6 protein-coding genes are annotated in these 12,533 nt (G+C 68.5%); 3 read left to right on the forward strand and 3 right to left on the reverse strand.

Annotation, left to right across the window (positions count from 1 at the left end; genetic code table 11):
• The first annotated feature begins 19 nt into the window (after positions 1 to 19).
• A complete protein-coding gene (locus ACFXIV_RS31315; protein WP_379404236.1) occupies positions 20 to 1,342 on the forward strand; it encodes an acetyl-CoA C-acetyltransferase in 1,323 nt (440 codons plus the stop codon).
• A 204-nt stretch (positions 1,343 to 1,546) separates the two neighbouring features.
• Here ACFXIV_RS31315 and ACFXIV_RS31320 read toward each other — a convergent pair whose 3' ends face one another.
• Together ACFXIV_RS31320 and eccCa are read right to left on the reverse strand one after the other, a co-directional pair.
• Entirely contained in the window at positions 1,547 to 3,796 is a 2,250-nt protein-coding gene (locus ACFXIV_RS31320) for a protein kinase (RefSeq protein WP_379394664.1), read from the reverse strand.
• A 122-nt stretch (positions 3,797 to 3,918) separates the two neighbouring features.
• A complete protein-coding gene (eccCa, locus tag ACFXIV_RS31325; RefSeq protein WP_379394662.1) occupies positions 3,919 to 7,974 on the reverse strand; it encodes a type VII secretion protein EccCa in 4,056 nt (1,351 codons plus the stop codon).
• Positions 7,975 to 8,053: 79 nt separating this feature from the next.
• Here eccCa and eccD point away from each other — a divergent pair, with 79 nt between their 5' ends.
• Together eccD and mycP are read left to right on the forward strand one after the other, a co-directional pair.
• Complete coding sequence (eccD, locus tag ACFXIV_RS31330) at positions 8,054 to 9,514, forward strand: type VII secretion integral membrane protein EccD (protein ID WP_379394660.1); 1,461 nt, start codon at positions 8,054 to 8,056, stop codon at positions 9,512 to 9,514.
• Positions 9,515 to 9,526: 12 nt separating this feature from the next.
• Complete coding sequence (mycP, locus tag ACFXIV_RS31335) at positions 9,527 to 10,996, forward strand: type VII secretion-associated serine protease mycosin (protein WP_379394658.1); 1,470 nt, start codon at positions 9,527 to 9,529, stop codon at positions 10,994 to 10,996.
• Between the two features lie 23 nt (positions 10,997 to 11,019).
• On the opposite strand, the gene eccB is transcribed toward mycP, so the two are convergent.
• Positions 11,020 to 12,507, reverse strand: coding sequence for a type VII secretion protein EccB (gene eccB, locus ACFXIV_RS31340; protein WP_379394656.1), 1,488 nt, complete (start codon positions 12,505 to 12,507; stop codon positions 11,020 to 11,022).
• Positions 12,508 to 12,533 lie beyond the last annotated feature (26 nt).

Raw genomic sequence — 12,533 nt, forward strand, 5'->3', positions numbered from 1 at the left:
CGAGACACTGGAGACTCGAGTGACCACCAAAGCCCGTTCGGCGAAGGCCGCGGCCAAGACCACCAAGCAGGCCCGCCCGGTTGCCATCCTCGGCGGTAACCGCATCCCGTTCGCTCGTTCCGACGGCAAGTACGCCCACGCTTCCAACCAGGACATGTTCACCGCGGCCCTGAACGGCCTGGTCGCCCGCTTCGGCCTGCAGGGCGAGCGCCTGGGCATGGTCGTCGGCGGCGCGGTCCTCAAGCGCGTCGGCGAGCACGGCATGATCCGGGAGAGCGTGCTCGGCTCCACCCTGTCGCCCTACACCGCGGCCCACGACCTGCAGCTGGCCTGCGGCACCGGCCTGCAGTCCATCGTCACCGTGGCCGACGGCATCGCCCTGGGCCGCATCGAGAACGGCGTCGGCGGCGGCACCGACACCACCTCCGACGCGCCGATCGGCGTGAGCGAGGGCATGCGCGAGTGGATGCTCGACGCCAACCGCGCCAAGAAGAACTCCGACTACGTGAAGCTCGTCGGCCGGCTGCGTCCCTCGATGGTCGGCATCGAGATCCCGCGCAATGCCGAGCCGCGCACCGGGCTGTCCATGGGTGAGCACGCCGCCATCACCGCCAAGGAATTCGGCATCTCCCGCGAGGCGCAGGACGAGCTGGCCTACCTGTCGCACAAGAACATGGCCGCCGCCTACGACCGCGGCTTCATGGACGACCTCGTCACCCCGTTCCTGGGCCTGACCCGCGACGACAACCTGCGCCCGGGTTCCACCATCGAGAAGCTGGCCACCCTGAAGCCGGTCTTCGGCACCAAGCTGGGCGACGCCACCATGACCGCCGGCAACTCCACCCCGCTCACCGACGGCGCGTCCGCGGTGCTGCTGGGCTCCGAGGAGTGGGCGGCCTCGCGCAACCTGTCGCCGCTGGCCTACCTGGTGGACTCCGAGGTCGCCGCGGTGGACTACATCCACGGCCCCGACGGCCTGCTCATGGCCCCCACCTACGCGGTGCCGCGCATGCTGGCCCGCAACGGCCTGACCCTGCAGGACTTCGACTACTACGAGATCCACGAGGCCTTCGCCTCCGTGGTGCTCGCCACCCTGCAGGCCTGGGAGTCGGACCAGTACTGCAAGGAGCGCCTGGGCCTGGACGGCGCGCTCGGCAAGATCGACCGCGCCAAGCTGAACGTGAACGGCTCCTCGCTCGCCGCGGGCCACCCGTTCGCCGCCACCGGCGGCCGGATCATCGCCCAGACCGCGAAGCAGCTGGCCGAGAAGGGTGGCGGCCGCGCGCTGGTCTCCATCTGCGCCGCAGGCGGCCAGGGCGTCGTGGCCATCGTCGAGCGGTAGTTCGTCAGGGGCTACGCCCCTGAAAACCCTTGGAGGTTGGGGGGCGTGGCCCCCAAACCCCCCGGGGGTGTTTGGGGGGGGGGGGCGGGCCGGGCGGCCCGGGCCGGGGCCCCACTGCCGGGTTGAACCGTGTGCCATACGAACGCATTGTCACGCTGGGTTCTGAAAACTGAAAGGACTTGCCCCGCAGGACCTTTGAGCCGACTAATTGTTATGGCGATCAGAACTGTCGAACCAGAGACGTACTACCACTCGGGTGAGTGCAGACAAGTCGCCCTCCAACCGACGGAAGAGCAGGTACGAACCCAATGAGCCGAGCACCGCACCCACACTCAACCACCGAATCGGACCGATAACAGCCACCGCATCAGCCGAATCGACAAAGGTCAACCCGAAGAAGACGCTCAGGAGCGGGATCGAAAGCGCGATCGCGAGGTAGCTCGGGCAACGGCGGGAGAGGGCGCGGAGCTGGTGCACGTCGGCGGCTGTGATGTCGCTGCGCAGCAGGAGCGGCGGATAAACACACCTGACCAGGTAGAAGGTCAGGAACAGGAAGGTGTAGCTGACGGCCACCAGACCGCCGAGGATGTTCGCGAAAACCAGATGCGCGATCAATGATGGCCGCAGTGTTGAAAGCCCGGCGACGGCGACGGTCGCGACAACGGCTCCGAGTACCCAGCCGCCCAGAGTCATGAGGGCGACTCGGTCGCCGAGCCGAAGCAGGTCCACTCTCGCACGAACGATGGTCGCACAGTCGTACTGCCTACCCCGGCGCAGCCCGTGCGGAACTCGGATCGCGTACCGACATGTGAACAGATACAGGCCAGTTGCGGGCGGCATGACTACCAGGATGATCATCCAGACAACGTTTCGCAGGTAGTCCCACTGCGTCGATGACAGGTACTTGTTGAGAATCGGCGAGTTGTGGAAGAAGTCGTACAGCATGCCCATCGCGTCGCCGGCTACGAACAACACGACCGGCGCGATCAGGACCCAAGGGGCGAGCCTGGAGCGCCACGTACCTGATGGCGGATCGACCAGGTCGCGGGCGCGTGGATCGAGGCAGAGCTCGAGCTGACGCGCGAGTCCGGCTCCGGAGGGATAGCGATCGCCCGGTCGTGGTGAAAGGCACCGCAGCAGCGTGTGGCGAAGTACGGCCGGGCAATCCGAGGGGATGCCCGCCAGGACCTCGCCGGTGATGGCACGTTTGCGAACCGCGATCATCTGCTCCAGAGATGTCGCCGAGAGCCCGGCGTCGGGTGGGTCACTGCATGGTCGACGACCGGTCAGCAGTTCGAACAACACGACCGCAAGCGAATACAGATCGCTGCGGGTGTCGATGTCGGCAGGAGTCGTCGACATGTCGGGATGACATGCCTGCAGCTGCTCAGGGGACATATAGTCCAGCGAGCCGCCGAAGTAGGCGAGGGGGCTGGCTCCCGCAATGTGCCGGCTGAAGCTGATGTTGAAGTCCGCAAGCTTGGGGATGCCCTCGGCGGTCAACAGTATGTTCGCGGGTTTCAGGTCGCGATGGAGAATGCCGCAGCGGTGTGCGTAGTCGATCGCGCTTGCCAGTCGAACCCCGAGCCATGCAACAGTGTCGGGCCAACTCAGTTCTGCTATCTCACGCCGGAGCGCGGATTCCGCCGGCTCGACGATGCCTCGACGCGATAGCGTGCCGTCGATTGCCTCCAGCAATAGTCGACCGCTCCGCTGCTCGGGCTTCGTGGCCTCTATGTGGCGCAGCACGTCGAGAAGCGTGCCTCCCGGCAGGAACTGCATGTACATGAGTTTCAGGGCACCGTCGTGGAGGATTCGTTGATCGAATACCCGGACGATGTAGTCGTGGTCGAGCTGGGCCAGGGTTTCCGGCTCCCTGCCGTGGTTGCGTGAGATTTTCACGGCCACGAACCGCTGCAAAGACCGCTGCCTCGCGAGGAAAACGCGGGCAAACGCGCCGCTGCCCAATCTCATCAGCAAGTCGAAATCGTCAATTCGGCCGCCCGATTCGAATTCCTCGAGCGCGTCGAGAATGCCTGGTTGCACGATCAGAGTGCTGCGGTAATCGGGTTCCGCGAGATTCGGCGTCAGTCGAGTCGCCTGCAAAGAGGGGTTTGCACTGTACTCGTCCGGATCCGGTGCGTCGCCGCCTTTGAGGCGAGCGTGAATCTCCTCGTAAACGAGATCGGGTGGCAACGGAGCCGTATTCAGCTCGGGATACTCGGCTTGGTAGTCGGCCAACCGTTTCGGAAATCTGTGGTGGACCCAACGGTAGTCGAGGTCGACTTTGATGAGTTCGATCAGCAGAATTCGACGATACCCGCCGCTCTCCGCGAGGAATGCGTGTGGATCCGGCGGCGAACCCCGATCCCTCCACGCGGAAGCAAACCGGTCGATGGCCCCCGCTATCAACAGTGCGGGGTTTTCCGGACTGTCGCAGCCGACGTTCACCACGTTGTGCGGACCATAGCGATGGAACCACCTCGTGTTCAACGAGTAACCAATTCAAGTTATCAAACGACGACGCTCGTGGTCGAGAGCGAGGCGTGTAGGTGGGCGTCTCGGGCAGCTCGCAGTCACAGATCGGCCGCGGGCAGCCAGGCGGTTTGGATCAGGTCCTCGCTTGCGCGGGTGCCGTAGGTGCCTCGGCCCGGGGGCATGAGGGCGGGGCGGGTGTTGCCGAAGAGGGTGCCCTCGTCGCGGCTGCAGCTCATGATCAGGGATGCGGAGTCGAGTTCCTCGAGGCGGTTGAAGGTTGCCTCGTACATGGCCCGGCCCGCGCCGCCGGAGCGGCGGGCCAGGATCAGGTGGAAGCCGAGGTCGCGGGCGTGGGCCAGGTGGTCGACCAGGGCGTGCAGCGGGTTGCCGCCGGCAGTGGCGACCAGGTCGTAGTCGTCGACGACGACGTAGAGTTCCGGGCCGCGCCACCAGGACCGGTCCTTGAGCTGCTGCGGGGTCACCTCGGGGCCGGGCATGCGCTGGGTGACGTACGCGGCCAGGTCGGCCATGTTCTGGCTGAACTGCGGGGCGGTGGTGCCATAGCCGGCGAGATAGCCCTGCGGCACGGTGCCGAGCATGGTCCGGCGGTAGTCGCCCATGATGATGCGCGCCTGATCGGTGGTATTGGACGCGCAGATGGACTGCACCAGCGCGCGCAGCAGGGTGGTCTTGCCGCACTCGGAATCGCCGATGACGACGAAATGCCGGCTCGCCGCCAGATCCAGATACACCGGGGCCAGCCCGGATTCATCGATGCCGAGCGGAAAGCGCATGCACGGCTGGGTGTTATCCACCTCGGCGGGCCAGTCCCCTGCCAGCCGCACCAGTTCCGCGCGCGGCAGCCGGTCGGGCAGCATGCGCACCGCCGGTGCCCGACGTCCCGGAGTGAACTGCGCGATGCTAGAAACTGCTTGCGCCACACCGGTTCCCAGCGACACCGGATCCGGTTCGCCGTCCACGCGCGGCAGCGCGGTCAGCATGTGCAGCCCGTCGGCGGTCATGCCGCGGCCCGGGCGGCCCATGGGCACCAGCGCCGCGAACTTGCGCCCCAGGTCGGAGTCCATGGGGTCGCCGAGCCGCAGTTCGACGCGGGTGCCGATCTGATCCTTGAGCGCGGGCCGCGCCTCGGCCCAGCGGTTCAGCGACATCACCACGTGCACGCCGTACGAAAGTCCCTGCACCGCAAGGTTCACGACGGTCTGATCCAGCAGTTCGAACTCCTGCCGGAACGCGCCGTACCCGTCGATGACCAGGAACACGTCGCCGAACGGATCCTCGTGCACGCCCGCGGCGGTGGGACCGGTTCCCTGGCCGGTGGCGCGATCACCGGCCCCCGGGTCGGCGCGCAACCGCCGGTAATCGGCCATGGACTCCACGCCGAGCCGCCGGAAGGTGGCCTCGCGGCGGCGCACGATGCCCACCATCTCGGCCACGATGCGCCGCACCCTGTCCTCCTCCATGCGGCTGGCGACCGCACCCACGTGCGGCAGTCCCTCCAGACCGATCATGGTGCCGCCACCGAAGTCCAGAAGGTAGAACTGCACCTGTTCGGCGGTGTGTGTCAAGGACATCGCCATGACCAGCGCGCGCAGCGCGGTCGACTTCCCCGACTGCGGACCGCCGACGATCGCCGCATTGCCGCGCGACCCGGACAGGTCCACCACCATGGGGTCGCGGCGCTGATCGTAGGGCCGGTCGACGATGCCGATCGGGGCGCGCAGGGCCGCAATGGGATTCCAGTCCCCGGTGAGGATCGACCGCGGCAGCAGCTGATCCAGCGTGGAGGCAGCGCCGAGCGGCGGCAGCCAGATCTCGTGGGCCGGACGACCGTGCCCGCGCACCCGCGACACCAGCATCTGCAGGTTGGAGATCTGATCCGCGTCGGCGGGGGCCGCCATCGGTTCCGGCAGGTCGGGCAGCGGAATCCGGTCGGCGGCACGGAAGTCCACGCGACCCGCGGTGAACGGGCGTGCGGTCACATCGACGTCGCCGGACCGGGTGGCCACCGCGGCATCGCGCCGTGACCCGCCGCCGGCATAGGGTCCGGAGACATAGGCGGACTGGAACCGCTGAATCTCCCCGGAATCGGATTTCAGGTAGCCGCCGCCGGGATTATTGGGCAGGTTGTAGGCATCGGGCACGCCCAGCACCTGCCGGGATTCATTGGCGGAGAACGTCTTCAGGCCGATCCGGTAGGACAGGTGACTTTCCAGCCCCTTGAGCCGCCCTTCCTCCAGCCGCTGTGAAGCCAGCAGCAGATGCACATGCAGCGAGCGGCCCAGCCGGCCGATCATGGTGAACAGTTCCGCGAAATCCGGATGTTGCGAGAGCAATTCGGAGAACTCGTCGAGCACCACGAACAGTGCGGGCAGCGGATCCAGATCCGCGCCCGCCGCCCGCGCCTTCTCGTACTCGGAGACATTGGCGAAATTGCCCGCCGCGCGCAGCAGTTCCTGGCGGCGGTTCATCTCGCCGGCGAGCGCGTCGCGCATCCGGTCGACCAGATCGGCCTCCTCCTCCAGATTGGTGATGATGGCCGCGACATGCGCCACCCCCTCCAGTCCGAGGAAGGTCGCGCCGCCCTTGAAGTCCACCAGCACGAAGTTCAGCTGATCCGGCGAGTGCGTGGCGATGAGCGAAAGCACCAGCGTCCGAAGGAATTCCGACTTACCCGACCCGGTAGCGCCGATGCACAGCCCGTGCGGCCCCATGCCGCCCTCGGCCGCCTCCTTGATGTCGAGCACCACCGGCAGCCCGTCGGCCCCGACACCGAAGGGCACCCGCAGCCGCGCCCGGCCGTAGCGCGGCTTCCACGCCGTCTCGGGGGTGAAGGCGCCGATATCGCCCAGGCCCAGCAGCTGCGACCAGCTCGAGATGACCTCACCCTCCTCGCCGCTGGTCTCGGCGGTGCGCGCGACGGCGGCCCGATACGGCGCGAGCCGGCGCGCGGCCCGCTCGGCCTCGCGAGCGGTGATGCGGTCGACGACGGCGAAGCGCTCCATCGCTCCGGAGGCTCCGCGTCCGGCGCACTCGCCATTCTCGACCACCATTTGAATGCCCCGGGAGCCGGCCAGCCGCGGCGCGTACCCGCACAGGTCGATGACCGTCACGCCCTCGAAACCGTGCTCCCGCAGGGGATCTTCCTCGGCTTCGAGTAGTCCGCCGTCCACCACCAGCACGATCTGGGTCAGGTTCGGATTGGGCGGCTGATTGCGGGAGTACCGAACCCGGTTGTGCAGCAGTGGATTCAGATCGGAGTGCGCCTCACGGATGGAGCCGTACACCATGCGCCCGCTGCCGACGCCATCCTCGGATTCGGGGTGCTGGGTGTGGGGCAGCCACTTGGTCCATTCCCATTCGCGGACGGTGTCCGGTCCGCAGACCACGGCGATCAACACCTGGTCGGGGCCCTGGAACATGGCCAGCTGCAACAGCAAGGCGCGGGACATGTCGCGAGCCTGGGCGCGGTCGCCGGTGAGCTGGACGGCGGCGAAGCCCTTGACGGCGAGGGCGGTGGGCAGATCGGGCACGGTGGAGTGGGTGCGCACGAAGCGCCGCAGCGAGACCGCGGCAATGGGTTCGAGCTCCTCGACGGGCCCAGTTTCCGGGGCGACCAGTCTCGTAGCAAGCCTTTGGCTACCAATCCCGATGCGGGCGTGACAGAAATCCTTGTCCCCCGGCCGGCGCTCCCACATCCGCGTGGTCCCCGCCAGCATCCAGATCAGCCCGGGCTCCGGATGACTCCACTCCACGACCGCCCGCTGCTGCGCGGCCGTCTCCTCCACATCCCGGCGGACCTGGTCGAGATAGCGCAGATAGTCCTTGCGATCCTCGTCGGCCTCGGCCGCCTTCTGCCCCTTGCCGCCCTGCCCCGCATACATCCCGACCATGGAGAACACCATCATCATCGGGAACATCAGGCTCATCGGATTGGCGGCGAGACCACTCCCGGAGGTGATCATGAGCGCGACCATTCCGAGCATGCCCACGCCCATCACCACCGGCATGAGCTTGGTGAAGAGATTGGCCGGAACCGTCCGCGGAATCTCCGGCGGCGGTTGCAGGGTCACCTCGCCGCCGGGTGAGCGGGGCATCACCCGGCGCGGCCGGCGCTGGAACCGTACGGTGCTCATCGCGGAAAGTCCCCCACGAATTCGAATTGAATTGCGGCTCAGTGTACGAACGGCAACCATCATGCCGTACAGTGCGGGCGTGGCGCAGTCGCGGACCGATCACCTCGAGGAACTCCGCGGCACGGTCCGCGCGCCCGACCTGGCGCGAGTCACCATTCTGGCCAAGCACACTCAGGTCGACATGGCCATCCCCGTCGATGTGCCGGTGGCACTGGTCATCCCGAGCGTGGTCGACATGGTCGATCAGCACAATCGCGTCAATGACTTCGACCACGACGGCGAACCGTTCGAACCGCACGAGTGGGTGCTGGCCCGCGTCGGGCAGCCGCCCTTCTCCAACTCCCTGAGCCTGACCGAGCAGGGCGTGCGCGACGGGGAACTGCTCATGCTGGAGTGCGCCGAACACATCGCGCCCACACCGCTTTTCGACGACATCATGGACAACGTCGCCATCGCCGACGCCGACCACTTCCGCGGCTGGACGCCATGCACGGCCCGGCTGACCGGATCGGCGCTGGCGGTGGCCATCATGCTGACCGGCTGCCTCGGCCTGCTGGCCGCGCCCGCCGCCTTTCCCGGCTGGGTGAGCGCGATCGTGGCCACCGTCGTCACCCTGCTGCTGGTCACCGCGAGCACGGTGCTCAGCCGCATGTACCGCCACCGCGCGAGCGCGCTGGTGCTGGGCGGCTGCGCACTGCCCACCGCCTTCAGCGCGGGCATGCTGTTCGTGCCGAGCCACTATGGCTGGGCCAACGCGTTACTGGGCGCGGTCCTGGCCGGGGCCACCGCGATGCTGGCCTGGCGGGCGAGCGGCGTGGGGCTGGGCCTGTTCATCGGCGTGGCGGCGCTGGCGGTCTTCGCCATCCCCGCGACGCTGGCGGGCCTGCTGACAGATCTGCCCGTGCACGCCATCGGCGCCGGCGCGGCGGCGCTGGGTCTGGCCGGATTGTCCCTGGCTCCAAGGCTTTCCATGCTACTGGCCGAGCTGCCGCTGCCGCCCGTCCCCGCACCCGGCACCCCGATCGACCCCACCGAGGACGACCCCGACGACCATCGCGCCCTGCCCACCATGGAGGTCTTGCGCGCGAAATCCGAACGGGCGCGCGACTATCTGGCCGGATTGGTCGCGGCGACCACCACGGTGGTGGTGGCCGGGGCGGTCGCCGCCGTGGATCCGAGCGCCGGCACCCCGTACTGGCCGGGCTGGGCCCTCGCGCTGGTCTGCGCCGTGGTGCTGATGTTCCGCAGCCGCACCTATGCGGGCGCGGAACAAGCCGTGGTCCTGATCGCGGGCGGCACCACCATCGTGCTGCTGGTGCTCCTCGGCGCGGCCCTCACCCAGCGACAGCCACTCACGATTTTCGGTGTGGCACTGGCGCTTTTCACCGCGGCGCTGGTCCTGGGCATCATCGTGCCCCGCCGGCAGGCGACCCCGCCCGCGCGGCGGGCGGTGGAACTGCTCGAATACGGCTTCGTGGCAGCCGTGGTGCCGCTGGCCTTCTGGGTGGCCGATCTCTACGCCCTCGTACGCGGACTGTAATTGTCGTCGGCCATGCCGGATAAAGTACTGAACGCCAACGGTTCCCGCGATCGCGCTGCGGCTCCCGGCGTGCGGGGATTGCGGGTCGCGGCGGCCTCGGCGGTACTGGCGCTCGGCACGGCAGTCGGAACGGGAGCCGTGCCGGGTGTCGCGTTCGCGGACCGGCCGCCGCCCATCGACGCGGGACTGCTGCCTCCCGGCGGTCCGGCCGTGCCGCCGACCGAGACCGAACACCCCGCGAACTCGCCGTGCTCCAGCACCCAGGCGGGCGGTGGCGGGCCGACCATTCCGCCCACCCAGCGCACCCTCGACCTCCCCGATGCGTGGCAATTCTCGCGGGGCGCAGGGCAATTGGTGGCAGTCATCGATACCGGGGTGTCCCCGCACCCGCGGCTGCCCGGCCTGATTCCCGGCGGCGACTATGTGGCCGCGGGCGGCGACGGCACCGAGGACTGCGACGCCCACGGCACCATCGTGGCGGGCCTGATCGCCGCTTCCGAGGTCGGCGGCCAGGGCTTCGCCGGGGTCGCGCCCGAAGCGCGGATCATGACCATCCGCCAGACCAGCGCGCTGTACCAACCCAAGGGCGCGGGCCGGGAGAAGGGCCCCGACGATATGCCCGACGGCTACGGCAAGATCTCCGCGCTCGCCGCGGCGGTGCGCCGGGCCGCCGACGCGGGCGCGCGGGTCGTCAATATCTCCCTGGTCGCCTGCCCGACCACCGAGCCCGCCAGCGCGGAAATGGGCGCGCTGGGCGCGGCGGTGCAGTACGCGGCCGTCGAGAAGGACGTGGTCATCGTGGCTTCGGCGGGCAATACCGATACCTGCAAGGCGAGCAATCCGGGCCTGGATCCCCTGCACCCTGCCGACGATCCGTGGGATCACGTCACGTCGTATGTGGTGCCGGCCTGGTGGGACGCCTATGTGCTGTCGGTCGGCTCGGTGGACGCCTTCGGTCAGCCGTCGAAGTTCACCGTCCCCGGACCGTGGGTGGGGGTGGCCGCGCCGGGCGAGAACATCGTCTCGCTGGACCCCCGCAACACCGGGCTCACCACGGCCAAGGTAACCAATCAGGGACAGGTCGTCCCCTACAACGGAACGAGTTTCGCCGCACCGCAGGTCTCGGGCGTGGCCGCGCTGGTGCGGGCCCGCTACCCGGATATGCGCGCCGCCGAGGTCATCGAGCGCATCGAGGCCACCGCGCACGCGCCGGGCGAGGGCTGGAATCCGTCCATCGGCTACGGCACAGTCGATCCCGTGGCCGCGCTCACCGCCCAGGTGCGAAACAGCCTGCCGCCCAAGCATCCCGCCGGACCGCGGAATCGGCAGCTCGCCCTGCCCACGCCGCCGCCCGCACCCGACCGCACACCGCGCAATGTCGCCCTGATCGGCACCGGCGTCGTCGCGCTGCTGCTGGTGCTCGGCTTTCTGGCCTCGTTCCCCCTGCGCCGCAGGTTCGGCGTGCGCGACACCGACGCCTGACTCGGTGAGACCGCCGCCTGAGCTCAGTTCCCGTTCGGCGCTGAGGTTTTCACCGGCTCCCTGGCGGGATTCGGATCGGCCGCAACCCCGTCGTGGGCGACCATGGCCGCTTCCCGGCTGAGAGTCGGTCCGGGAGCGAGCAATCCGAGAATCTGCCACGGCACCGGTTCCGGTCGCACCCGCTCCGGGCCCATGCCGAGCGCCTCGGCGGAATCCTGATTCTTGATCCCGAACCGCACTCCATAGTCGGACACGAAGAACAGGCTGTCGTGGCGCCGGCTGTCCGGCTCGATACCGGTGGACTGCACGTACGCCCCCGAGCCCGGATTCATATAGAAGCTGTCCACATTCGGGCCGCTGCCGTCGGCCTGCGCCAGCGGAACCAGCCTGGCGCGGTCGGGAATCGGTACCGCGTGCCCGGTGAGCACGGCCAGCTCGGCGTGCTTGCTGCCATCGGATGTATCGGCGGAACCAACCGGCTTCCACGAGAGGCAGTCGACGGGCTGATCCTTGCCGTCCACCAGGACCGGGGCCCGGTCCGGATACTTCGACACCTGCAGCGCCGAGGAGACCGGCGCGCCGGTGCGGTCGGCCTGCGCGATGTAGTCGTCGGCGGCGCTGGTGCGGTAGGCATTCCGGATGATGTCGGCGGTCAGCACCGAGACCGGCTGCAGGCCGTCGGGCAGCACCACGTAGTACCTGTCGTCGGTCCGCACCTGCACCACATCGCCGATCCGGTGATCGCCGAGCGGGTAATCCGGTGCGGCGCCGGCATTCTCGATGCGCGGCGGAACCAGCGGCGGCACTTCGGGAATCGCGTTCAGCAGGCCGTCGCTGATCGGGCGCGGGGTCCGGCCGCGCAGATCGAGGGCATCGACCACGGCCCGATCGTCCAGATCGATCCGGGCACGCCGATCGTCGTAGATCAGGTAGGTGTGGTCCCGGCCCTGCACGAGCAGCGCCGTGCCGGATGCCATGGGAGATGCCTTGTCCGCCCGGCCCGTATCGCCGGCCAGCACCGAGGTGGTGAGAGAGCGGCTGCCGTCATTGGACAGCACGTCGCACACCGTCCAGCTGCGACCGTCGCCGCCGGTGAAGTTCAAGGAGGTCGGCGCGCCCGGTATGCCGATCAGCTGCCCGCGCGGCTTCTCGGCCAGCTCGGACTCCCGCACGGTCGCGGGCTTGACCGCGTCGCCGGCGGCCAGGCGCGCCGAGGCCAGGTTCAGCGCCGGATGGACCACATTGCCGAGCACCACGTAGACCGCACCGGAGTCCTTGCCGATGACGATCTTGTTGGACCCGATCCGGTCCTGCGGCCGCAGCAGAGCCAACACTCCGCAACCCGCCAGTGCGACACACGCGAGGATGAGTCCGGTGGCGTACGCCCGCGACTGTGAACGCATGGGATCGTGCAGCATTCGCACGTCCCGGCGAACCAGGGCGTGCTCCATGCGACGGACCAGGAAGCGATAGCCGCTCACCTGCCATCGCGTCGTGGGTTTCGAAGGCATTCAAGTCCCCGGCAAGTCGGTGCGTT

The sequence above is a fragment of the Nocardia sp. NPDC059236 genome, from assembly GCF_042754085.1.
Taxonomy (GTDB): domain Bacteria; phylum Actinomycetota; class Actinomycetes; order Mycobacteriales; family Mycobacteriaceae; genus Nocardia.